This window comes from Variovorax sp. GW458-11-26-14-LB1 (genome assembly GCF_059423965.1).
In genome coordinates this window covers 18,983-40,967 of record NZ_JBWKYW010000054.1, presented here as the reverse complement: position 1 = coordinate 40,967, position 21,985 = coordinate 18,983, and the positions used below count along the sequence as shown (strand labels likewise).

The 21,985-nt window shown below is 66.9% G+C and carries 20 protein-coding genes and 1 tRNA gene; 9 read left to right on the top strand and 12 right to left on the bottom strand.

The window, feature by feature from the left end; translation table 11 throughout:
• Positions 1–104 precede the first annotated feature (104 nt).
• On the top strand, positions 105–1,190 hold the full coding sequence (locus AC07YS_RS26710; RefSeq protein WP_447739862.1) for a Shedu immune nuclease family protein: 1,086 nt from the start codon (positions 105–107) through the stop codon (positions 1,188–1,190).
• A gap of 86 nt (positions 1,191–1,276) precedes the next feature.
• Here the strand turns inward: AC07YS_RS26710 and AC07YS_RS26705 are convergent, their stop codons facing one another.
• From AC07YS_RS26705 to AC07YS_RS26665, 9 genes are all read right to left on the bottom strand, one after another.
• Positions 1,277–1,978 (bottom strand): ABC transporter ATP-binding protein, encoded by a 702-nt coding sequence (locus AC07YS_RS26705; RefSeq protein ID WP_062470291.1) that lies wholly within the window; start codon positions 1,976–1,978, stop codon positions 1,277–1,279.
• Positions 1,978–2,730 (bottom strand): ABC transporter ATP-binding protein, encoded by a 753-nt coding sequence (locus AC07YS_RS26700; RefSeq protein WP_159274280.1) that lies wholly within the window; start codon positions 2,728–2,730, stop codon positions 1,978–1,980. Before AC07YS_RS26700 ends, AC07YS_RS26705 begins: the two co-directional genes overlap by 1 nt.
• Entirely contained in the window at positions 2,727–3,710 is a 984-nt protein-coding gene (locus AC07YS_RS26695) for a branched-chain amino acid ABC transporter permease (protein WP_307582574.1), read from the bottom strand. Before AC07YS_RS26695 ends, AC07YS_RS26700 begins: the two co-directional genes overlap by 4 nt.
• On the bottom strand, positions 3,707–4,579 hold the full coding sequence (locus AC07YS_RS26690) for a branched-chain amino acid ABC transporter permease (protein WP_062470301.1): 873 nt from the start codon (positions 4,577–4,579) through the stop codon (positions 3,707–3,709). The genes AC07YS_RS26695 and AC07YS_RS26690 overlap by 4 nt, the downstream gene beginning before the upstream one ends.
• 105 nt (positions 4,580–4,684) lie before the next feature.
• Positions 4,685–5,860 carry an ABC transporter substrate-binding protein gene (locus tag AC07YS_RS26685; RefSeq protein ID WP_495269875.1) on the bottom strand — a complete coding sequence of 392 codons (1,176 nt, stop codon included), beginning with the start codon at positions 5,858–5,860 and terminating at the stop codon, positions 4,685–4,687.
• Positions 5,857–6,681: an alpha/beta fold hydrolase gene (locus AC07YS_RS26680; protein ID WP_495269874.1), complete on the bottom strand. Its 825-nt coding sequence runs from the start codon at positions 6,679–6,681 to the stop codon at positions 5,857–5,859. Before AC07YS_RS26680 ends, AC07YS_RS26685 begins: the two co-directional genes overlap by 4 nt.
• Positions 6,678–8,231, bottom strand: a complete 1,554-nt coding sequence (locus tag AC07YS_RS26675; protein ID WP_495269873.1) for a benzoate-CoA ligase family protein — start codon at positions 8,229–8,231, stop codon at positions 6,678–6,680. Before AC07YS_RS26675 ends, AC07YS_RS26680 begins: the two co-directional genes overlap by 4 nt.
• A 30-nt stretch (positions 8,232–8,261) precedes the next feature.
• A complete protein-coding gene (locus AC07YS_RS26670; protein WP_495269872.1) occupies positions 8,262–9,812 on the bottom strand; it encodes a 3,4-dehydroadipyl-CoA semialdehyde dehydrogenase in 1,551 nt (516 codons plus the stop codon).
• Complete coding sequence (locus AC07YS_RS26665; RefSeq protein WP_495269871.1) at positions 9,809–10,303, bottom strand: DUF4863 family protein; 495 nt, start codon at positions 10,301–10,303, stop codon at positions 9,809–9,811. The genes AC07YS_RS26670 and AC07YS_RS26665 overlap by 4 nt, the downstream gene beginning before the upstream one ends.
• 168 nt (positions 10,304–10,471) lie before the next feature.
• Here AC07YS_RS26665 and AC07YS_RS26660 point away from each other — a divergent pair, with 168 nt between their 5' ends.
• The 5 genes from AC07YS_RS26660 (at position 10,472) to AC07YS_RS26640 (ending at position 16,778) form a co-directional block, all read left to right on the top strand.
• Positions 10,472–11,416, top strand: a complete 945-nt coding sequence (locus tag AC07YS_RS26660; protein WP_489062249.1) for a helix-turn-helix transcriptional regulator — start codon at positions 10,472–10,474, stop codon at positions 11,414–11,416.
• A 438-nt stretch (positions 11,417–11,854) separates the two neighbouring features.
• A complete protein-coding gene (gene boxC, locus AC07YS_RS26655) occupies positions 11,855–13,528 on the top strand; it encodes a 2,3-epoxybenzoyl-CoA dihydrolase (protein WP_495269938.1) in 1,674 nt (557 codons plus the stop codon).
• 34 nt (positions 13,529–13,562) lie between these two features.
• On the top strand, positions 13,563–14,990 hold the full coding sequence (gene boxB / locus AC07YS_RS26650; protein ID WP_062470322.1) for a benzoyl-CoA 2,3-epoxidase subunit BoxB: 1,428 nt from the start codon (positions 13,563–13,565) through the stop codon (positions 14,988–14,990).
• Between the two features lie 50 nt (positions 14,991–15,040).
• A complete protein-coding gene (boxA, locus tag AC07YS_RS26645) occupies positions 15,041–16,321 on the top strand; it encodes a benzoyl-CoA 2,3-epoxidase subunit BoxA (RefSeq protein WP_095948536.1) in 1,281 nt (426 codons plus the stop codon).
• A 10-nt stretch (positions 16,322–16,331) separates the two neighbouring features.
• Complete coding sequence (locus tag AC07YS_RS26640; RefSeq protein WP_495269939.1) at positions 16,332–16,778, top strand: MaoC family dehydratase; 447 nt, start codon at positions 16,332–16,334, stop codon at positions 16,776–16,778.
• A 100-nt stretch (positions 16,779–16,878) separates the two neighbouring features.
• Here AC07YS_RS26640 and AC07YS_RS26635 read toward each other — a convergent pair whose 3' ends face one another.
• Together AC07YS_RS26635 and AC07YS_RS26630 are read right to left on the bottom strand one after the other, a co-directional pair.
• Entirely contained in the window at positions 16,879–17,352 is a 474-nt protein-coding gene (locus AC07YS_RS26635; protein WP_307582592.1) for an adhesin, read from the bottom strand.
• Positions 17,353–17,512: 160 nt separating this feature from the next.
• Positions 17,513–18,424, bottom strand: coding sequence for a reverse transcriptase family protein (locus AC07YS_RS26630; protein WP_495269940.1), 912 nt, complete (start codon positions 18,422–18,424; stop codon positions 17,513–17,515).
• Between the two features lie 689 nt (positions 18,425–19,113).
• Here AC07YS_RS26630 and AC07YS_RS26625 point away from each other — a divergent pair.
• The 3 genes from AC07YS_RS26625 to AC07YS_RS26615 all read left to right on the top strand — a co-directional run bounded on the left by AC07YS_RS26625 (position 19,114) and on the right by AC07YS_RS26615 (position 20,606).
• Positions 19,114–19,575, top strand: a complete 462-nt coding sequence (locus tag AC07YS_RS26625; protein ID WP_495269941.1) for an Rrf2 family transcriptional regulator — start codon at positions 19,114–19,116, stop codon at positions 19,573–19,575.
• Positions 19,565–20,467 carry an NAD(P)/FAD-dependent oxidoreductase gene (locus AC07YS_RS26620; RefSeq protein WP_495269942.1) on the top strand — a complete coding sequence of 301 codons (903 nt, stop codon included), beginning with the start codon at positions 19,565–19,567 and terminating at the stop codon, positions 20,465–20,467. The genes AC07YS_RS26625 and AC07YS_RS26620 overlap by 11 nt, the downstream gene beginning before the upstream one ends.
• A 63-nt stretch (positions 20,468–20,530) precedes the next feature.
• A tRNA-Gly gene (locus AC07YS_RS26615) sits at positions 20,531–20,606 on the top strand.
• Positions 20,607–20,660: 54 nt separating this feature from the next.
• On the opposite strand, the gene fahA is transcribed toward AC07YS_RS26615, so the two are convergent.
• Positions 20,661–21,983, bottom strand: a complete 1,323-nt coding sequence (fahA, locus tag AC07YS_RS26610) for a fumarylacetoacetase (protein WP_495269943.1) — start codon at positions 21,981–21,983, stop codon at positions 20,661–20,663.
• Between the last annotated feature and the right edge of the window lie 2 nt (positions 21,984–21,985).

The window sequence follows — 21,985 nt, the reverse complement described above, 5'->3', positions numbered from 1 at the left end:
CCTGCTCAAGAAGAAATTTTCTCAACTTAAGACAGCACGTCGTCGCCAAGACATGGCTTGCTACAAACTGTAGAAAAGTAACCCACTAATTCGCGAGGTGCAGGATGAAGCTGTCGGACTTCATATTTCAGTTCCCTATTGGCATCGCTCACACGAGGCAAGGCCTTTGTCGCGTCCGCACGTTCTTTGGTCCTCAAAGTGGCGTCACCGCGCTTCTGACGGATATCGGTGAGTTTGCTGTGGGGTCGTCGATAACGAACTCCGTTGAACACATTCACCAAGCACTGCTGCTGCGCGGAATGATTCCGCCCGACGCGCGTGTCGTTGAGCACTACGAGAGGCCCGATAGCGACGGGGGATCGTTCTCGCGGGTCAGCTTTGGACCCACGGGCGATCCGTCGTGGACGCGGATGTCCATGCAAGACGCGCTGTCGACTCTTTCTTGTGATTCAAGCGAGTTCAAAAGCTCGACAGCGATGAACCTGCGGTTGGTCGCGGAAATCGAACGTCTGCGAAATGCGATCGATCCCTTTGCTGATGCGCCATGGTTGGAAGAACCCGAGATCGTCAACCGACGGGAAACCATAGAAAGCGGAATGATCTCCAAAGCCATGCTTTCTCAGCTTGTCAATGCGGGCGCAACGGAACGACAGCTTCAGGAGTTGTTTAAGCAAGACCCTTCCTTCTTCGGGGAGGTCTACGGAGATCCCCATGAGGAGTACATCGTCCTTGCCGAGTATCCGCTGGCCGATGGATTCATTGATTTCGTTGTCTTCACGGGGCGCTCACGGATGGAGGTCGTGCTGATAGAGATCAAAGGAGCGGATTTCTTTCTGGTAAACGATGACAGCTATGCCGAGTTCTCGCACAAGGTCAACCAAGCGGCGGGCCAGATACGACGTCGGATCGGGGCCATCTACAGAGACATGTCGACGTTCCGGCGCTACGCCCACAAAGTACGGCACGCGGTCGAGTCAGGCGCTGCTCGTCACGGTGCCTTCATGGGACCGCATCCGAAGTTGTTGGTCGACCCCGACAAGGACATCGAGATTCGCTCGGTGGTTATCGGCGGCCGGACACGCGACGACTTCTCCGAGAGCAAGAAACGGCACGATTTCGAGCACGGCATGTCGCCGCCCATACGCATCGAGTCATGGGACACATGGATTCGGAAACTTCAGCGTCAGTGAAGTCCCTCCATCACAGGCCGCTTGAAACCTGCCTGTAGACAGTTGGAAGCGGCGGACCGTAGCGTTGCGCATGGCCCTGTGGACCTTCAAACGCCCAGCAATTCTTCCAGCACCTGCGGCTGCCCCAGCAACTCCGCCGACGCCCCATGCCGCACGATCTGCCCCTTCTCCATCACCACCGCCAGGTCGGTGTGCGCGAGCACCTTGCGGTAGTCGCGGTCGACGATCAGCGTGGCGATGCCCGTCGCACGGATTTCGCTGATCACGCGCCAGATCTCGGCCACGATCAGCGGGGCGAGGCCTTCGGTGGCTTCGTCGAGGATCAAGAGGCGCGGGTTGGTCATGAGCGCGCGGCCGATGGAGAGCATCTGCTGCTCGCCGCCCGACAGCTGCTGGCCGCCGTGCGAGAGCCGTTCCGACAGGCGCGGGAAGGTGGCCATCACGCGGTCGAAGGTCCAGGCGCGCTGGCCGTCGATGCCGGCGCGTTCGCTCATCACGAGGTTCTCGCGCACCGACAGGTTCGGGAAGATGCCGCGCCCTTCGGGCACATAGCCGATGCCCAGGCGCGCCATCTTCTCGGGCGGCAGGCCGGTGACGGTGCGGCCGTCGACCTGCACTTCGCCGGAGGCCGGACGCACGTAGCCCATGATGGTGCGGATGAGCGTGGTCTTGCCCATGCCGTTGCGCCCGAGCAGGCCGACGGAGGTCGCCGCTGGAATGCCGGCATGCACGCCGCGCAGGATGTGGCTGTTGCCGTAGTAGGTGTTGAGGTCGCGAACGATCAGCATCAGTGTTGCTCCTCGCCGAGGTAGGCGGTGCGGACCTCGGGGTTCTCGCGAATTTCCTGGGGGTTGCCCGTGGCGATGACGGTGCCGTTCACCATCACCGTGATGCGGTCGGCGATGCGGAACACGGCGTCCATGTCGTGCTCCACCAGCAGGATGGCGTGCGTGGCCTTCAGCCGCGCGAGCAGCGTGAGCATGCGGTCGGTTTCCTCGGCGCCCATGCCGGCAAGCGGTTCGTCCAGCAGCAGCACGCGCGGGTGGGTGGCCAGGCACATCGCCACTTCGAGCTGGCGTTGCGCGCCGTGGCTCAGCGTGCCGGCGACGCGCCGGGCTTCGGCCGCGAGGCCGGCCGCTTCGAGCGCGGCGTCGGCCGAGGCGTTGCTGGTGGCGCAGCGCTGCGACGACTGCCAGATCGCCCACGGTTTGGCCGTGGCGGCCTGCGCGGCGAGGCGGCAGTTCTCGTGCACGGTGAACTCCGGGAAGATGGTGGTGCGCTGGTAGCTGCGGCCCACGCCGTCGCGGGCGCGGCGCGACTGCGCGCGCGCGGTGATGTCCACGCCGTCCAGCGCGATGCGGCCTTCGGAGGCCTCGATCTCGCCCGAGAGCATGTTGATGAGCGTCGACTTGCCGGCGCCGTTGGTGCCGATCACCGCATGCACCTCGCCGATGTGCAGGTCGAGCGTGACGGCGTTGACGGCCGTGAGGCCGCCGAAGCGGCGCGTGAGCTTGTCCACGGACAGCAGTGCGGTGGTCATGCGCCTCCCTTCGGCGACAGGCGCTGCACCAGGCCGATCAGGCCCTTGGGCAGCAGCGCCACGAACACGATGATGGCAATGCCCAGCGTGAGCTGCCAGTGGTCGGCCAGCGGGCCCATCACGGCGTGGGTCGAGAAGATTTCCTTGAGCAGCGTGAAGGCCACGGCGCCGATCACCGCGCCGCGCAGGTGGCCCAGGCCGCCCAGGATCACCATCAGCAGCACCTCGCCCGAGTTGTGCCAGGCCATCAGCTCGGGGTTGACCACGCCGTCGCGCGAGGCCAGCAGAAAGCCCGCGAGCCCGGCCAGCGCGCCCGCGAGCACGAAGGCCGCGAGCTTGTAGCCGTACACCGCGAAGCCCGCCGCGCGCATGCGCTGCTCGTTCACGCGGATGCCCGCGAGCGCCGCACCGAAGCGCGAGCGGCGGATGAGCGCCAGCAGGCCGTAGGTGAACACCAGCGCCGCCAGCACCACGTAGAACAGCACCGTGCGGTTCTCCATGTCGAGCGCGCCGAGGGCCGGGCGCACGTACAGGTAGATGCCGTCGCTGCCGCCGCCGACCTTGGTGTCGTGGAACACGAAGAAGGCCATCTGCGCGAAGGCCAGCGTGACCATGATGAAGTACACGCCGCGCGTGCGCAGGCTCAGCGCACCGACGAACAGCGCATACAGCGCTGCTGCCCCCATCGACAGCACCAGCAGCACCGCGAAGTTGCCGCCCTCGTTGCCCGAGGCCAGCACGGTGACGTACGCCCCGATGCCGTAGAAGGCCGCATGGCCCAGGCTCACGAGCCCGGTCATGCCCACGAGCAGCTCCAGGCTGAGCGCAAAGATCGACAGGATCATCACCTTGACGATGAAGTCCGACGCGTAGTTGCCCAGCAGCGGGCCGGCCACGGCGAGGGCGATGGCGCACAGCACGGGCACGATGAAGGCACCACGCCGCGGCGACGACGGTGCGGATGCAACCACGGGGCTCATGGCCGCCTCCCCATCAAGCCTTCGGGCTTCCAGATCAGCACGATGGCCATCAGCAGGTAGATGCCGATGCCCGCCAGGTCGGCGAAGAACACCTTGCCGAAGGTGTCGACAAAACCCACCAGCAGCGAGGCCACGAGCGCCCCCGTGATCGAGCCGATGCCGCCGATCACCACCAGCACGAAGCAGATGATGAGCACGCTGGCGCCCATGTTCGGGTACACCGACGACATCGGCGCGGCGATCATGCCGGCCAGTGCCGCCAGCGCCACGCCGGCCGCGAACACGATGCGGTACAGCCGCTTCACGTCGATGCCCAGGCCGCGCACCATGTCGCGGTTGCTGGCGCCAGCGCGGATCATCATGCCCAGGCGCGTGCGGTTCACCACGTAGTACAGGCCCACGGCCAGCACGATGCAGGCGGCCGAGGCAAACAGGCGATACCACGGGTAGCTCATGACATTGCCCAGCGCGAAGCTGCCGTCCAGCCATGCGGGCACCTTCACGCCGTGCACGTCGTTGCCCACGAAGATGGAGCGCAGTTCCTCGAACACCAGGATGAGCCCGTAGGTCATGAGCACCTGCTGCAGGTGGTCGCGCTGGTAGAGGTAGCTGAAGAAGGCCCACTCCAGCACGTAGCCGAAGATCGCCGCCAGCACCACGCCGGCCACCAGCATCAGCAGAAACTGATCGCCGAACAGCGGCGCCAGCGAGAACGCCATGTAGGCGCCGATCATGTAGAAGCTCCCGTGGGCGAGGTTGATGACGCCCATGATCCCGAAGATCAGCGTCAGCCCCGAGGCCACGAGAAAGAGCAGCAGGCCGTACTGAACGGAGTTCAGGCACTGCACGAGAAAGGTTCCGAAATCCACCGTGAGATCCCAGTTGGTTGTGGTTGCCGCAAGGCGGCTCGCAGCCCCGTGAAGTTGATCGGGGCCGCGAGGGAACGAGAGAGAACCGAAGGCCTGTGGCCTGGCTTACATCCGGCAGCCGCGGGCCGGATCGGAGAGACCCTTGATCGCGGTGCTCACCAGCTTGTTTTCCTTGCCCTCGACCTTGCGCAGGTAGATGTCCTGCACCGGGTTGTGCGACTTGCTCACCGTGAAGGTGCCGCGCGGGCTGTCGATCTTGGCCTTCTCGATCGCGCCCGTGAACTCGGCCTTCTTCGAGATGTCGCCCTTGGTGGCATTCAGGCCCACGCCCAGCATCTGCGCGGCGTCGTAGCCCTGCACCGCGTACACGTCGGGCTGCAGCTTGAACGACTTGGCGTACGCCACGCGGAAGGCGTTGTCGCGCGGGGTGTTCAGGCCGTCGGCGTAGTGCAGCGTGGTGAGCATGCCTTGCGCCGATTCGCCCTGCGCGTCGAGCGTGCCGTCGGTCAGGAAGCCGGGGCCGTACAGCGGGATGGTCTTGTTCAGGCCGGCGGCCTGGTAGTCCTTGACGAACTTCACCGCGCCGCCGCCCGCGAAGAAGGCGTACACCGCATCGGGCTTGGCCGCGGCGATCTCGGTCAGCAGGGCCTGGAACTCGACGTTGGGGAAGGGCAGGGTGAGCTGCTTGTCGACCTTGCCGCCGTTCTTCTCGAAGCCTTCCTTGAAGCCGTTGACCGACTCTTCGCCGGCCGCGTACTTCCAGGTGATGGTCATGACCTTCTTCTTGCCCTGCTGCTTGGCCGCCACCTCGCCCATGGCGAAAGCCGGCTGCCAGTTGCTGAACGAGCTGCGGAAGATGTTGGGCGCGCACATGGGGCCCGTCACCGCGTCGGCGCCGGCGTTCGGCACGATGAGCACGGTGCCGCTTTCCTTGGCGGCCTTGGCCATGGCCATCGCCACGCCCGAGTGCACGGTGCCCACGATCACGTCGACGTTGTCGCGCTTGATGAGCTTGTTGACGTTGTCGGTCGCCTTGGCGGGGTCGGACTCGTCGTCGACCTTGAAGTATTCGATCTCGCGGCCGGCGAGCTTGCCGCCCTGCTGTTCCACGTAGAGCTTGAAGCCGTTTTCAATGGCCACGCCCAGGGCGGTGTAGGTACCGCTGTAGGGCAGCATGAGGCCGACCTTGAGCTTTGCCGTGCCCTGTGCGCCGGCCGCGGAGGCCAGGGCGGCGAAGGCGATGGCCGTGAGCGCCAGGCGCGCGGTGCGAAGGTTCGTCATGGTGTCTGTCTCCTGTTGTTGGTGATGAAAGAAGCGGTCGCGACGATGACACGATCCGGCTGATCGCGATGCGGGGAATGCCCGCATTCAGGGATTTCGAGCAGCTCGCAAACTCCACCGACGCGCGGGGCGATGTCGCGGATCTGCGCGAGCGTGCCGTACGCGTCGTCGATACCCTGCACCGCGAGCACGGGGCAGCGGATCGTGGCCAGCTCGGCCTCGATGTTCCAGTCGCGAAAGGGCGGGTGCAGCCAGATGCGGTTCCAGCCCCAGAAGGCCGAGTCGGCGCTGTCGTGGTAGCGGCCGAGCTTGCTGGGCAGGTCGGTGGTGCGGTAGGCGGTGCGCGCGATTTCGATGTTCGCGACGGTCTTGTCCTCCACGAAGATGTGCGGCGCGAGCACCACGAGGCCCGCGACCTTGTCGGAAAAGCGCGAGGCGTACAGCAGCGAGATCGAGCCGCCGTCGCTGTGGCCGAAGAGCCAGGGCTTCTCGTCGCCGAGCTTCAGCGCGGCGAACAGCGCGGGCAGCACCTCGTGCGCCTGGCGGTGCATGAAGTCGACGTCCCAGATCTCGTCCTCGGCGCGCGGCGTGGAGCGGCCGTAGCCGGGGCGCGAGAACACGAGCCCGCGCGCGCCGGCGGCTTCGCAGACCTGGGCGGGGAAGTCCTTCCACATCGCGACGGAGCCCAGGCCTTCGTGCAGGAACACGATGAGCGGGGCGTCGGCGCCGCGCTCGGGGGCGATCCACTGGCACTCGATGCGCACGGTGCGCCCGCGCCAGTCGATGGTGGCGAAGTCGGTGGCAACCGTCGGCGTGCTCATGCCTGCTTCTCGCGTTCGCGCAGCCGGAAGCGCTGGATCTTGCCGGTGGCCGTCTTGGGCAGCTCGCTCACGAACTCCAAAAAGCGCGGGTATTTGTAGGGCGCCAGGCGCTCCTTCACGAAGGCCTTGAGTTCGTCCTCGGTGGCGGCGGCGCCGTCTTTCAGCACGACGAAGGCCTTGGTCTTCGTGAGCCCGTCGGCGTCGTCCTTGCCGATGACGGCGGCCTCGAGCACGGCCGGGTGCTGCATCAGCGTGGCCTCGACCTCGAAGGGCGAGACGTAGATGCCGCTGACCTTGAGCATGTCGTCGCTGCGCCCCGCATAGGTGAAGTAGCCGTCGGCGTCGCGCGTGTACTTGTCGCCGCTCTTGGTCCAGCCGCCCTGGAAGGTGTCGCGCGACTTTTCGCGGTTGCTCCAGTACATGAGCGCCGAGCTCGGGCCGCGGATGTACAGGTCGCCCACCTCGCCGTCGGGCACGGGGCGGCCGTCTTCGCCGCGCAGCTCGACCTCGTAGCCGTCCACCGGCTTGCCCGTGGTGCCGTAGCGCACGTCGCCGGGGCGGTTGGAGATGAAGATGTGCAGCATCTCGGTCGAGCCGATGCCGTCGATGATCTCGCAGCCGAAGTGCGCCTTGAAACGCTGTGCGATCTCACCGGGCAGCGCCTCGCCGGCCGACGAGCACATGCGCAGCGCCACGGCTTCGCGCGCCGGCAGCTTCGGCGAGGCGAGCATGCCCGCGAAGCCCGTGGGCGCGCCGAAGAACACGGTGGGTTGGTGCTCCGTCCAGCGGCGGAAGGTCGCGTCGGGCGTGGGCCGCTCGGCCATCAGCACGACGGTGGCGCCGACCGACAGCGGGAAGGTCAGCGCATTGCCCAGGCCGTACGCGAAGTACATCTTGGCGGCCGAGAAGCACACGTCGCCTTCGGTGAGGCCGAGCACGGGCTTGCCGTAGAGCTCGGCGGTCCACCACAGGTTGGCGTGCGTGTGCACCGTGCCCTTGGGCTTGCCGGTGGAGCCGGAGGAATAGAGCCAGAAGCCGGGGTCGTCCGACGCGGTGGGCGCGGGGGCGGGCAGGGGCTCGGCGGCGGCGAGCGCGGCTTCGAACTCTTGCGCACCTTCGGGCAGCGGGCCCGTCGGTTGCGACACGAACAGCGTCTGCACTTCATGGCTGCCGCGCGCCATCGCATCTTGCAGGGTCGGCAGCAGCGCGCCCGACACCAGCACCGCCTGCGCGCGGCTGTGGTCGAGCATGTAGGCGTAGTCGTCGGGCGTGAGCAGCGTGTTCACGGCCACGGGCACGATGCCCGCGTAGAGGCAGCCCAGGAAACTCACGGGCCAGTCGTTGCCGTCGAGCATGAGCAGCAGCACGCGCTCTTCGCGGCGGATGCCCGCGGCCTTCAGCGCGGCGGCCAGGCGGCGCGCGCGGTCTTCGAGCTGGCCGTAGCCCAGCGTGCCGCGGTCGTCGATGTAGGCGGTGCGTGCGGCGCGGCCGCGGTTGAGGGCGAACAGGTGTTCGGCAAAGTTGAATCGTGCGGGCAGGCTGCTGTTCATCGTGTGTCTCCTTGGGGCCTGTGCGTGGCGCTAGAAGCCGAGCGCGGCGAGCACGCCGGGGCTCGCCTGCACCGCGCTCCTGCGGTGATAGAAGTCGAGCGCGCGCAGGCCGCCCAGTTCGGCGCCGCCACCCGCGCGGCCGGGGCCGCCGTGCAGCGACATCGGCATCACGTTGCCGTGGCCGGTGTGGGCCTGCGCGACCTCGGGCGTGATGACGTGCACGCGGCCGTGGCTCGGTGCGACCGACAGCGCGGCCTGGGCCAGCGCGGCGTCGTCGCTGCCGTACAGGGAGGTGACGAGCGAGCCCTGGCCCCGGTGCGCGAGCGCGATGCCGTGCGCGAGGTCGTTGTAGGGCAGCAGCGTGGCGACGGGGCCGAACACTTCCACATCGTGCACGCGCTGCGCCGCATCGGCATCGCGTGCGCCCAGCAGCACGGGGCCGATGCAGGCGGCCACGGCGGGGTCGGCGTCGATGAGGGGCTTGTTGCGGCTGTCGTGCAGCACGGTGGTCTGCGCGGCCAGGGCGTCGAGGCCGTCGCGCACGGCGTTCAGTTGCGCGCGGCTCACGAGCGAGCCCATGCGCACGCTCTCGTTGCGCGGGTTGCCGACCGTCACGCCCGCGAGCTTGGCGCCGATGGCTTCGGCGGCGGCGTCGTACACCTCGGCCGGCACGAGGATGCGGCGGATGGCGGTGCACTTCTGGCCTGACTTGACCGTCATCTCGCGCACCACTTCGCGCACGAGCAGGTTGAAGGCCTCGCTGCCGGGCGCGGCGCCGGGCAGCAGCAGGGCGCTGTTGAGGCTGTCGGCCTCGATGTTCACGCGCACCGAACGCTCGGCCACGGCCGGGTGCGAACGGATGATGGCGGCCGTCTCGGCCGAGCCGGTGAACGAGACCACGTCGAAAGGTTGGAGCTGGTCCATCAGGCCGGCTGAGCTGCCGCAGATGACCGACAGCGCGCCGGCCGGCAGCACGCCCGCATCGACCACGTCTTTCACCATGCGCTGCGTGAGCCAGGCGGTGGCCGTGGCGGGCTTCACGATCACGGGCACGCCCGACAGCAGCGCGGGCGCGGCCTTTTCCCACAGGCCCCACGAGGGGAAGTTGAAGGCGTTGATGAACAGCGCCACGCCGTGCGTCGGCACCTGCAGGTGCTGCGACTGGAACACGGGCTCCTTGCCGAGCTTCACGGCCTCGCCGTCGCGCAGCGCGCGCACGTCGCCGAGCGCGTCGCCCCACTTGGCGTACTGGCCGAGCGTGAAGATCGCGCCGTCGATGTCGACGGCCGAGTCGTTCTTCACCGTGCCGCAGTTCGCGGTGGCGATCTCGTAGTACGCGTCGCGGTTCGCCTGCAGCACTTTCACGAGCGCGGCTAGGAGGCCGGCGCGCTGGCGGTAGGTGAGGGCGCGCAGCGCGCGGCCGCCTTGTTCGCGCGCAAAGGCGAAGGCTTCGGGCAGGTCGAGGCCGGTGGCGTCGACGCGCGCGAGTTCGGTGCCGAGCACCGGGTCGAACAGGGGCGTGCCGGCGCCCGTGCCGCTTTGCCAGCGGCCGGCGACGTGGTTGGCGAGAAGGTCGGTCATGGGGTGAACTTGATCTGCCCTTCGGGCAGCAAATAAAGGACGAGCGCGCGGCCCTGGGCCACGGTCGGGCGGTGTGCGGTGCCGGGCCCGTAGACGCACCAGCCCGCGGGCCGTCCGTCGAAGGTGGCGGTGGGGGTGTCGTCCAGCGGCATGATCAGGTCGATCTCGCCGTTGGGGTGCGTGTGGTGCGGGCCGGCGAGGTCCTGCATGTCGACCACGTCGACCGAGAAGCGGTGCAGCGCGTCCTCGGCCTTGAAGACGCGGCCGTACTTGATGCCGCCGCCTTCGCGATCGCACAGCCAGCCCTCGGCGACGCCGCCGATGCAGGCCTGGCGCAGTTGCGCAAAACGGGCGCTGCCGGCGCCGTGGGTGGCGTTGAGCCACTGGTCGAGCGCGGCGTCCAGCGGCTGGCCGGCGATCTCGGCGGTCAGGTCTGCGATCAGCTGGTGAAATGCCGCCTTGCCGGTGGCGGGCGTGGGGGTTTCGGACATCGTGGGCCTCGAACGGATGAACTATCGTCTTCTTGCAGGAAGTCTGCGTGTGCAGTATCTTGCGTGTGATCGAACAATAAGCAGCGAGACAACAGGTGTCAAGCAATATAGTGCATCTATGGTGTTTACCCTGAGCGCGCACAATCCCGGCGAAGAACGAGGAATGGCATGAACGAGCATGTAGACGCGGTGCTGGCCACCGCGCCCGAGGGCGGCACCGGCAACCACGGCGCCGCCGTGGCCGGGGAGGCCAAGAACCCGCTGCTGGTGGCACTGGGCGACCGCGTGCGCAACCTGCGCGCGCAGCGCGGTCTCACGCGCAAGGCGGTGGCCCTGGCGGCCGACGTGTCGGAGCGCCATCTGGCGAACCTGGAATACGGCATCGGCAACGCATCGATCCTGGTGCTGCAGCAGGTGGCCGGGGCGCTGCACTGCTCGCTGGCCGAGCTGGTGGGCGACGTGACGACCAGCTCGCCCGAGTGGCTGCTGATCCGCGAACTGCTGGAGCACCGCAGCGAGGCCGACCTGCGCCGCGTGCGCGTGGCGCTCGGCGAGATGCTGGGCACGGCCTCGGTCGACCCGGCGCGGCACCGGCGCATCGCGCTCGTGGGGCTGCGCGGCGCGGGCAAGTCGACGCTGGGGCAGATGCTGGCCGAAGACCTCGAAATTCCGTTCATCGAGCTGAGCCGCGAGATCGAGAAGCTCGCGGGCTGCAGCGTGCGGGAAATCCACGACCTGTACGGCACCAACGCCTACCGCCGCTACGAGCGCCGCGCGCTGGAAGAAGCGGTGCAGATCTACAGCGAGGTGGTCATCGCCACGCCCGGCGGCATCGTGTCCGACCCGGCCACGTTCAACGAGCTGCTGGCCCACTGCACCACCGTGTGGCTGCAGGCCGCGCCCGAGGAGCACATGGGCCGCGTGGCCGCGCAGGGCGACACCCGCCCGATGGCCGCCAGCAAGGAGGCCATGGAAGACCTGCGCCGCATCCTGAACGGGCGCGCCGCTTTCTATTCGAAGGCCGATCTGTCGGTCGATACCAGTGGGAAGACGTTGCCGCAGAGCTTCCAGGCCTTGCGCGCGGTTGCTCGGCAGTCGATGGGGCTGGCCTGAGTTTCTTGCTGCTGGCGTTGGGGCGCTCGCTGTTCAGGGCGACGCTCCCGCCGACGGGGTACCTTGCTCCGCGAATGTCCCCCGGGGCTTCGCCCCTCCTCCTTGATTTCGCTGCGCAAGGCACCCCATCGGCGTGAGCGTTTCAGAGCAGTTGTTGATCGGCCGTGAACCGACCGCGTGCCCCCGTGCGCAGGGCACCGGGTGCTTCCCGCAGCGAAATCAAGGAGGAGGGCGAAGCCCGGGGGACATTCGCGGAGGGAAGTACCCGGTGTCCTGTGCACGCCCCCTGATCTCTCATCTGCCTGAAATCTGAAAAAAAGCACAACAGGCATTGACTTGCCTGTTTGCATGCAGCATGATGCATGTCATCGGAACAAGGAAGTGCATTATTATTCCTGTTCACGGTTTTCTGAACACAGCCCCACAGGAGACTTCCGCATGACCGACACCACGCTCCAGGCGCCCCAGCGCGTCGACTACCGCATCGAACCCGCCCAGTACCGCCACTGGTCGCTGAGCTTCGACGGCGCCATTGCGCGCCTCACGCTCGACATCGCGGAAGACGGCGGCATCCGCCCCGGCTACAAGCTCAAGCTCAACAGCTACGACCTGGGCGTGGACATCGAGCTGAACGACGCGCTCAACCGCATCCGCTTCGAGCATCCCGAAGTGCGCAGCGTGATCGTCACCAGCGGCAAGGACCGCATCTTCTGCTCCGGCGCCAACATCTTCATGCTCGGCGTTTCCAGCCACGCCTGGAAGGTGAACTTCTGCAAGTTCACCAACGAGACGCGCAACGGCATGGAAGACACCTCCAAGCACTCGGGCCTGAAGTTCCTCGCGGCCGTGAACGGCGCCTGCGCCGGCGGCGGCTACGAACTGGCACTGGCCTGCGACGAAATCCTGCTGGTCGACGACCGCTCCTCGTCCGTCTCGCTGCCCGAAGTGCCCCTGCTCGGCGTGCTGCCCGGCACCGGCGGCCTCACCCGCGTGACCGACAAGCGCCACGTGCGCCATGACCTCGCCGACATCTTCTGCACCAGCGTCGAAGGCGTGCGCGGCCAGCGCGCGGTCGACTGGCGTCTGGTCGACGCCGTGGCCAAGCCCGCGCAGTTCCCCGCCGCCGTGCAGGAACGCGCCAAGCAACTCGCCGCCGGCAGCGACCGTCCCGCCGGCGCCAAGGGCGTGGCCCTGACCCGCGTCGAACGCACCGACAGCGCCGACGGCATCGCGTATGCCCACGTCAACGTGCAGATCGACCGCAGCAAGCGCACCGCGACCATCACCGTGAAGGCGCCCACCGGCGCGCAGCCGGCCGACATCGCCGCCATCGAAGCCGCGGGCGCCGCCTGGTGGCCGCTGGCCGTGTGCCGCGAGCTCGACGACGCCATCCTCAACCTGCGCACCAACGAACTCGACGTCGGCACCTGGCTGCTCAAGACCGAAGGCGACGCCGCCGCCGTGCTCGCATCGGATGCCGTGATGTTCGCCAACAAGGACCACTGGCTGGTGCGCGAAACCATCGGCGCGCTGCGCCGCACGCTGGCGCGCCTGGACGTGTCGTCGCGCAGCCTGTTCGCGCTGGTCGAGGCCGGCTCGTGCTTCGCCGGCACGCTGGCCGAGCTGGCCTTCGCGGCCGACCGCACCTACATGCTCGCGCTGCCCGACGACGCCGCACGCGCACCCAAGCTCACGCTCAACGAATTCAACTTCGGCTTCTTCCCGATGGTGAACGACCAGAGCCGCCTGCAGCGCCGCTTCTATGAAGAGACCGCACCGCTCGAAGCCGCGCGCGCCGCCGCCGGCCAGGCGCTCGACGCCGACGAAGCCGTGAAGCTCGGCCTCGTCACCGCCGCGCCCGACGACATCGACTGGGACGACGAGATCCGCATCGCCATCGAAGAGCGCGCCGCCATGTCGCCCGACGCACTCACCGGCCTCGAAGCCAACCTGCGCTTCGCCAGCAAAGAGAACATGGCCACCCGCATCTTCGGCCGCCTCACGGCCTGGCAGAACTGGATCTTCAACCGCCCCAACGCCGTCGGCGAAAAGGGCGCCTTGAAGGTCTACGGCACCGGCCAGAAAGCCGGCTTCGACCTGAACCGCGTTTGAGCACAGAGCAGTCCGCACAACCCAAGGAACAACGATGAGCACGATCAACTACAGCGAGAAGATCCCCAACAACGTCAACCTCGGCGAAGACCGCACGCTGCAGCGCGCGCTCGAAGGCTGGCAGCCCAACTTCATCAACTGGTGGGACGACGTGGGCCCCGAAGGCTCCACCAACCACGAGGTGTACCTGCGCACGGCCGTGAGCGTCGACCCGCAAGGCTGGGCGCAGTTCGGCCACGTGAAGATGCGCGACTACCGCTGGGGCATCTTCCTGAACCCGGGCGACGCCAACCGCGAAGTGCACTTCGGTGACCACAAGGGCGAGAAGGTTTGGCAGGACGTGCCCGGCGAACACCGCGCCAACCTGCGCCGCATCATCGTCACGCAGGGCGACACCGAGCCTGCGTCGGTCGAGCAGCAGCGCCACCTGGGCCTCACGGCGCCGTCGATGTACGACCTGCGCAACCTGTTCCAGATCAACGTCGAGGAAGGCCGCCACCTGTGGGCCATGGTCTACCTGCTGCAGAAGCACTTCGGCCGCGACGGCCGCGAAGAGGCCGACGCGCTGCTGCAACGCACCTCGGGCGACGCCAACAACCCGCGCATCCTGGGCGCCTTCAACGAGAAGACGCCCGACTGGCTCGCGTTCTTCATGTTCACCTACTTCACCGACCGCGACGGCAAGTTCCAGCTGGCCGCGCTGGCCGAGAGCGCGTTCGACCCGCTGGCGCGCACCACGAAGTTCATGCTGACCGAAGAGGCGCACCACATGTTCGTGGGCGAGAGCGGCGTGTCGCGCGTCATCGCGCGCACCGCGCAGGTCATGAACGAGCTCAAGACCGACGACGCGCAGAAGATCCGCGCCGCCGGCTGCATCGACCTGGGCACCATCCAGCGCTACCTGAACTTCCACTACTCGGTGACCATCGACCTGTTCGGCGCCGACCAGTCGAGCAACGCCGCCATCTTCTACAGCTCGGGCCTGAAGGGCCGCTACGAAGAAGGCAAGCGCGACGACGACCACGTGCTCAAGGGCCAGACCTACAAGGTGCTCGAGGTCAAGGACGGCCAGCTCGTCGAGAAGGACGTGCCGATGCTCAACGCCCTGAACGAAGTGCTGCGCGACGACTTCATCAAGGACTCGGTGGCCGGCGTCGGCCGCTGGAACAAGGTGCTCGAGAAGGCCGGCATTCCCACCCGCCTGGTCGTGCCGCACAAGGCCTTCAACCGCCAGATCGGCGCACTCGCCGGCATCAAGATGTCGCCCGAGGGCCGTGTGGTGAACGACATCGAATGGGCCGCCAAGCGCGACGAATGGCTGCCGAGTTCCGAAGACTTCGCTTTCGTGGCATCGTTGATGGGCCGCGTGATCGAGCCGGGCAAGTTCGCAGGCTGGATCTCGCCGCCGGTGATGGGCATCAATCGACAGCCGGTGGATTTCGAGTACGTGCGTTTCGGCTGAGCGTCTGGATATGAAGCCCTCGTCCCCACGGCGAGGGCATGGAGAACAACATGGACATGGTCGTTGAAGCCGGGGTCATCAAGCAGCACCTGATCGACCCCGAGATCTGCATCCGCTGCAACACCTGCGAGGCGACCTGCCCCGTGAACGCGATCACGCACGACGACAACAACTACGTCGTTCGTGCGGACGTCTGCAATGGCTGCATGGCCTGCATCTCGCCGTGCCCCACGGGCTCGATCGACAACTGGCGCACCATGCCGCTGGTGCGTGCGTACACCATCGAAGAACAGCTCACGTGGGAAGAACTTCCCGCCGAGCTCTCGCCCGAGGAACTCGAGGCGGCGGGCGTGTCCGGCGCTGCGGCCGACGCCGCGGAAGTGCCCGCCCAGACGCAGGCCCAGGCCGCCGTGCAGGGCACCGAGCCCGCTTTCAATTCCGCGCAGTACGGCGCCAGCGTGCCGCCCTGGTCGGCCGCGCACGCCTACACCAACCTCTTTCCGCCGAAGACGCCGACCACCGCCACCGTGGTGGGCAACTTCAACTGCACCGAGGCCGGCTTCGACAGCGAGACGCACCACATCGTGCTCGACTTCGGCGTGGTGCCGTTCCCGGTGCTCGAAGGCCAGTCGATCGGCATCGTGCCGCCGGGCGTCGATGCCATCGGCAAGCGCCACCATGCGCGCCAGTACTCGGTGGCCAGCCCGCGCAACGGCGAGCGGCCCGGCTACAACAACGTCTCGCTCACCGTGAAGCGCGTCACTGAGGACCACGAGGGCGACCCGGTGCGCGGCGTGTGCTCCAACTACGTGTGCGACCTCAAGGTGGGCGACACCGTGCAGGTGGTGGGGCCCTTCGGCGCGTCGTTCCTGATGCCGAACCACCCCAAGTCGCACATCGTGATGATCTGCACCGGCACCGGCAGCGCGCCCATGCGCGCCATGACCGAATGGCGCCGCCGCCTGCGCAAGAGCGGCAAGTTCGAAGGCGGCAAGCTCATGCTGTTCTTTGGCGCGCGCACGCAGCAGGAGCTGCCGTACTTCGGCCCGCTGCAATCGCTGCCCAAGGACTTCATCGACATCAACTTCGCGTTCTCGCGCACGCCGGGCCAACCCAAGCGCTATGTGCAGGACCTGATGCGCGAACGCGCCGCCGACCTGGCCGCGCTGCTGAAAGACGGCGCCAGCCACTTCTACGTGTGCGGCCTCAAGAGCATGGAAGAGGGCGTGGTGCTCGCACTGCGCGACGTGGCGAAGGAAGCGGGGCTGGACTGGGACACCGTCGGTGCGCAACTCAAGCGCGAAGGCCGCCTGCACCTCGAAACGTACTAAGCTGCGGCGGATGCAGTTCGCCGACTTCCATGCAGGCCAGGTCATCGAGGCCGGGCCTTATGTGCTCACCGAAGCCGAACTCGTGCAGTTCGCGCGGGCCTACGACCCGCAGTGGTTCCACACCGACGCCGAGGCGGCGGCAGGCAGCCCCTTCGGCGGGCTCATCGCGAGCGGCTGGCACACCTGCTCGATCGCGATGCGGCTGGTGGTCGAGGCGGCGCTGGCCGGTTCCGAATCGTTCGCCTCGCTCGGGCTCGAACACGTGCGCTGGCCAAACCCCGTGCGCCCCGGCGATGCGCTTCGGCTCGTGGCCGACGTGATCGAGGTGCGCCGTTCCGAAAAGCGCCCCACGCTCGGCATCCTGCGCTGGCGCTGGCGGCTGTTCAACCAGCGCGCGCTGGTGGTGCTCGACACCGAAGTCACCAGCCTCTTCAAGCTGTCCGCCCCCGACCTCTGAACGACACAAGCCCGCAACGCGCTAGCGCTGCGGGCTTGATTTCTTCTTGCGGAGCGATGCGCTGCAGCCGCCGCGTCCGGCCGCTGCAGCTTGGACCTGCTTACTTCTTGTGCAGGTCGACCGCGCCGGAGCCCTGGGCCTTGCCGCTCGCCTTGGCGCCGGCCGTGGCCGGTTTCACGGCACCGCCCACGGCGCCAGCGGCACCGGTCGCGCTGTTCACGGTGCTGCCCACGGTGTTGGTCACACCGCCGACGGCCTGCGTCGCGCCGCCCACGGCGCCGGTGGCACCGCCGACCGCACCCGTGGCCGTGCCGAGCACGCCACCGACGGCATTGCCCACGCCGCCGGTCGCGCCGGAGGTGGAGGTGTCCGCGTTGGCATCGGCCGACGCACCGGTCTGCGTGCGTGCGCCTGCGGCGCCGCCTTGCGTCGCGCCGGTGCTGCCCGAGGCCTTCACATCGGCGTTGACCCCCACGCCGACCCCGACGCCTTGCGCCTGGGCCGTCCCGCCGAGGGCCAGCAGGCCCGCCAGCATGGCGCCGATGAAGATGCGGTTGGTTGCATGTGTAGTCATGAGTGACAGTTCCTTTCGTTGCTGAGTCACGGGTTGCAGAACCGACCGGGGTTCGATCGATTCGGGGGCAACCATGACGGGCCGGCAGGTTGTCGCCATGTGCGGCGCGTTCGCTCGACGCTGTGGGAATCGGCCGTCGGCGGAATGGGGGGCTCGTGCGTTAGGGCGGCGTTCTCGCGGCCATGCGCAGCATCGCGATCTTGCGCGCGCGCAGTTGCTGCAGCTGCCGGCGAAAGCGCTCTTCGATTTGCGCGTTCGCCGCTGCCTTGCCGATCAGGCTGTCGATCTCTTTCAATCCAGCCGCGGCATCAAGCTTGTCCAGGGCCTTGATTGCATTCCAGAGTTCCAAGTCTCTGCAGGACCTGGCCTTGATTTGATCGGCGACGATCTGCACACCTGTCACGACCTTGGGTTGATCTGGTGCATAGACGCGGTCCCCGTGGTACTTGAAACCATGCCGATGAATGATCTGCTTCGCAGTCCACAGAAACCGAGGTGTCGCGCCCATGCCTGACCATGTCAGATCGTCGACGTAGTAGCTGTCCCTGACGCCATGCTGGAGTGCATGCCTGTGGAGTTCATCGAACATTGGCTTTGCCGAAAGGAACGCCAGCAGTTCACTGGTACGACAGCCGATGGGAAGATGACCGTCAACTGTGCAGAGCTTGGCCAGGAGGCTGGCCACATCGGGGCTGCATTTCAATGCATCGCAAAAGAATCTGTAGACGCGTGCGACAGAAACCGAGGCAAAGAACTTCTTGATATCGAGCTTGATGAGGCGGACCGCCCCAACGTGCATGCGTGCGTTTGTTATGTAGGAGCGCCGTTTTTGTCCCGAATGAAGATAGTCTGGTTTCTCGATGCGATTCAGCAGCTGAAATAGCTTTCGTTGAATCCGCTCTAGCGCGGGCTTCGGCGCTTCCACGAAGCGCTTCTTCTCTGCATGAACAGTGTCATGGGATCGGTAGTTGTTGCCTCGATCCACCAATGTCTGCAGGCTCGATCGACTGGCAGAGAGAAGTCTCGCCAGCTTCCGTTTGCTCTTCAACTTGTAGAGCGGACTCTGGTCCAACGGGTAGCTTTTTGCACAGAGCATGTGAAACGCATGCAAAGACAGAACGAACTCACGAAGGCGTGCCGCATGCAGCTGAAACTGTTGGCGCTCGCATGCGTCGAGTAAGGGGCCCAGAGGTCATCCTCGGCAAGCTCCAGACTTCAAGAAGCGTGCAAATGAGCCGGATGACCCAAATGACGCACCGGACAATCCGGATGCTCATACGCTTCGGCGATGCCTGCCGGCGACTTGGGCGCCTGCGCTTCTTCCTTGCCATGTCATGGCTCCTTTCTCAGGTTGGGCCCCGCGACATGCGGGACCTCTCGTTGGCACTGAGAAAGTGGGTGTGCACCAGCAGTTCTACCTCTGGGCCGTCAGTGTTGGCTTCAGGCTCGTCTGAAGCCAATGCCGTCCAGACGCATTGCGCTTGCGAAGGCCGTCTTTGTCGAGGATGGCGGCTGTACAAGAACTACGCGCCCGGAAGGTGCCAGAAATCTCTCGATTTCCACGAGTCTCTTTTCCGAGACTCCACTTTTGCCGTTGCACCCTTTAGCCCAAGTGGGCGCAAATCTACACGCGCTCGAAGTTGAAAACAAGAAAAAGCCGAGTGCTTCAATCCAGCTTCCGCGCGCACAAAGTCCATGTCCATTTCAGGGGCTAGCGAGGGCAAGGCCTATTTCCGGAAAACATGCAACTCATAATGTTGCATGAAACGAGACAGCAAGCTTTCCGGCGTGCTCCACGTGCTGCTGCACATGGCCGAGTTGAACGCCCCCATCACCTCCGAGGCGCTCGCCGCGGCGATGCAGACCAACCCCGTGGTCGTGCGCCGGCTCATGGCGGGCTTGCGGCAGGCCGGCTTCGTCAGCTCGGCGAAGGGGCATGGCGGCGGGTGGGTGCTGTCGTGTTCGCTGGGCTCGGTGACGCTGGGCGACATCCACAACGCCGTCGGCGCGCCCGCGCTGCTGGCCATGGGAAACCGCACCGAGAGCCCGGGCTGCATCGTCGAGCAGGCGGTGAACGCGGCGCTCGACGGCGCCTGCCAGGAGGCCGAGGCGCTGCTGCTGCGGCGGCTCAACGGCATCACGCTGGCCGATCTCTCCAAGGACTTTCATCGCCGCATGACGAGCGGCGGCTTCACAGCGAAGGACATCGCACATGCGTCATGACGCACTCATCGTGGGCGGCAGCTTTGCCGGCCTCTCCGCCGCCATGCAACTGGCGCGCGCACGCAGGAAGGTCTGCGTGGTCGATGCGGGCGCGTCGCGCAACCGCTTCGCCGCGGCCTCGCACGGCTTCTTCGGGCAGGACGGCATGCCGCCGCTGCAGATGATTGCCGACGCGCGCGACAAGCTGCTCGCCTATCCGTCGGTCACCTTCGTCGAAGGCACGGTGACTGCGGCGACGGCCGATGGCGCGGAGGGCTTCACGGTTTCATTGAACGGCGGGGAACAGCTGTCGACGCGCAAGCTGCTGCTGGCCTTCGGCGTGCAGGACGGCCTGCCGGACATCGCGGGCCTCGGCGAACGCTGGGGGAAGAGCGTGCTGCACTGTCCTTACTGCCATGGCTACGAGTTCGGCGACCGTCCGCTGGGCGTGCTCTTTCACAGCGCGCACCCGCCGGACCACGCGCTGCTGATCGCCGAGTGGGGCCCGACCACGCTCTTCCTGAATGGCGACGCAGGGCCGGACACCGAGGCGCGCGCCCGGCTGCAATCACGCGGCGTGACTCTCGAGCCCGGACGCATCGCCGGCGTCGAAGGGCAGGGGACGGACCTGGCGGCCGTGCGCCTGGACGACGGGCGGCGCGTGCCGATCGAGGCGTTGTTCGTGGCGCCGCACACGCGGCCGACCAGTCCGCTGGCCGAGCAGCTGGGCTGCGCGTTCGACGACGGCCCGACCGGCCGGGTGCTGCGCGTCGATGCGATGAAGACGACCACGGTGCCCGGCGTGTACGCGGCGGGCGACGTGGCGATGGCTTTTTCCAACGCCACGCTGGCCTCGGCCGACGGGCTGTTCGCCGGGGTGTCGATGCACCGCGCGCTGGTGTTCGGCGCCTGATTTCAAATTTTTTCGGGGGAAGATGGCAAACAGCCTCAAACCACCCTATAATCTGAGGCTCACGCGGGAATAGCTCAGTTGGTAGAGCGCAACCTTGCCAAGGTTGAGGTCGAGAGTTCGAGACTCTTTTCCCGCTCCAAATCGCATGAAAAGGCCACCTCACCAGGTGGCCTTTTTCATTGGCGCGCCGCTTTCAACCTCGCGCCGGCAGCACGGTCCCCCGGCTCTCGCCGAAACCGATGCGCGCATGGCCGGGCTTCTCGCACCAGCCGCGCAGCAGCACCGCATCCCCGTCTTCCAGGAAACCGCGCGTCTCGCCGTTGGCCAGCGTCACCGGGGTTTGGGCCGCGCGGGTCAGCTCGATGATCGCGCCGGCCTCGCCCTCGCCGGGGCCCGAGATGGTGCCGCTGCCGAACAGGTCGCCCGGGTTCAGGCTGCAGCCGCCCACCGTGTGGTGCGCCACCATCTGCGCAATGCTCCAGTACTGGTGCCGGAAGCTCGTGCCCGACAGGCGCGACGGCCCGGTCTTCTGCGCGCGCGCCTTTTCGCTTTCGAGCCAGACCTCCAGGCGTATGTCGAGCGCGCCGCCTTCGCGGTTCGCGCTGCTTTCCAGATACGGCAGCGGTTGCGGCTCGTTCGCGGGCCGCGTCCACGCCTGGCGGTAGGGCGCCAGCGCTTCCATCGTCACGATCCACGGCGAGATCGTGGTCGCGAAGTTTTTCGCCAGGAAGGGCCCGAGCGGCGCCATTTCCCAGAACTGGATGTCGCGCGCCGACCAGTCGTTGAGCAGGCAGAGGCCGAAGATGTGCTCTTCCGCGCGCGCGAGCGGAATCGCCTCGCCTTGCGCATTGCCCTGGCCGATCCACACGCCCAGCTCCAGTTCGTAGTCGAGCCGCGCGCAGGCCTGGTAGGTCGGCGCCTTCGCACCGGGTGCCATGGTCTGGCCCATCGGCCGGTGAAAGCGCTGGCCGCTCACGCCGATGGTCGACACGCGCCCGTGGTACGCGGTCGGCACCCAACGGAAGTTGGGCGTGACGTCGCCGTCGGGGTTCATCAGGCGGCTGATGTTCAGCGCGTGGTCGATCGAGGTGTAGAAGTCGGTGTAGTCGCCGATGCGCGCGGGCACGGTGTATTCGACCTCGGCCTGCGGCACGAGGCAGCCGCGCAGGTCGTCCGCGGTCGCGGCCGGCGCGTCGCTGTGCAGCAGCGCGAAGACCGCATGGCGCAGCGCCTGCCAGGCGGGCGGGCCGAGCGCGAAGAAATCGTTCAGCGCGGGCAGGGCGGCGGCGCGTGCTGCATCGAGCGCCAGGCCGTCGACGTGCGAGCCCGCGGCCAGCGCCGCGAGGTCGAGCACCTGGTCGCCGATGGCCACGCCGCCGCGAAACGGCTCGGGGCGGCCGGTGCGGCGGAACATCGCATACGGCAGGTTCTGGATCGGAAAGTCGCTGCCCGCGACGTTGGCCGAGGCGACCCAGCTGCGGGCGCCGGCGTCGTGCGTGTGGTTGAGTTCGATCATGT

Bases quoted from the DNA above. Each gene is read 5' to 3' on its own strand.
- AC07YS_RS26710 (WP_447739862.1), top strand. From the start codon at position 105: ATGAAGCTGTCGGACTTCATATTTCAGTTCCCTATTGGCATCGCTCAC.
- AC07YS_RS26705 (WP_062470291.1), bottom strand. From the start codon at position 1,978: ATGCTGATCGTTCGCGACCTCAACACCTACTACGGCAACAGCCACATC.
- AC07YS_RS26700 (WP_159274280.1), bottom strand. From the start codon at position 2,730: ATGACCACCGCACTGCTGTCCGTGGACAAGCTCACGCGCCGCTTCGGC.
- AC07YS_RS26695 (WP_307582574.1), bottom strand. From the start codon at position 3,710: ATGAGCCCCGTGGTTGCATCCGCACCGTCGTCGCCGCGGCGTGGTGCC.
- AC07YS_RS26685 (WP_495269875.1), bottom strand. From the start codon at position 5,860: ATGACGAACCTTCGCACCGCGCGCCTGGCGCTCACGGCCATCGCCTTC.
- AC07YS_RS26680 (WP_495269874.1), bottom strand. From the start codon at position 6,681: ATGAGCACGCCGACGGTTGCCACCGACTTCGCCACCATCGACTGGCGC.
- AC07YS_RS26675 (WP_495269873.1), bottom strand. From the start codon at position 8,231: ATGAACAGCAGCCTGCCCGCACGATTCAACTTTGCCGAACACCTGTTC.
- AC07YS_RS26670 (WP_495269872.1), bottom strand. From the start codon at position 9,812: ATGACCGACCTTCTCGCCAACCACGTCGCCGGCCGCTGGCAAAGCGGC.
- AC07YS_RS26665 (WP_495269871.1), bottom strand. From the start codon at position 10,303: ATGTCCGAAACCCCCACGCCCGCCACCGGCAAGGCGGCATTTCACCAG.
- AC07YS_RS26660 (WP_489062249.1), top strand. From the start codon at position 10,472: ATGAACGAGCATGTAGACGCGGTGCTGGCCACCGCGCCCGAGGGCGGC.
- boxC (WP_495269938.1), top strand. From the start codon at position 11,855: ATGACCGACACCACGCTCCAGGCGCCCCAGCGCGTCGACTACCGCATC.
- boxB (WP_062470322.1), top strand. From the start codon at position 13,563: ATGAGCACGATCAACTACAGCGAGAAGATCCCCAACAACGTCAACCTC.
- boxA (WP_095948536.1), top strand. From the start codon at position 15,041: ATGGACATGGTCGTTGAAGCCGGGGTCATCAAGCAGCACCTGATCGAC.
- AC07YS_RS26640 (WP_495269939.1), top strand. From the start codon at position 16,332: ATGCAGTTCGCCGACTTCCATGCAGGCCAGGTCATCGAGGCCGGGCCT.
- AC07YS_RS26635 (WP_307582592.1), bottom strand. From the start codon at position 17,352: ATGACTACACATGCAACCAACCGCATCTTCATCGGCGCCATGCTGGCG.
- AC07YS_RS26625 (WP_495269941.1), top strand. From the start codon at position 19,114: ATGAAACGAGACAGCAAGCTTTCCGGCGTGCTCCACGTGCTGCTGCAC.
- AC07YS_RS26620 (WP_495269942.1), top strand. From the start codon at position 19,565: ATGCGTCATGACGCACTCATCGTGGGCGGCAGCTTTGCCGGCCTCTCC.
- fahA (WP_495269943.1), bottom strand. From the start codon at position 21,983: ATGATCGAACTCAACCACACGCACGACGCCGGCGCCCGCAGCTGGGTC.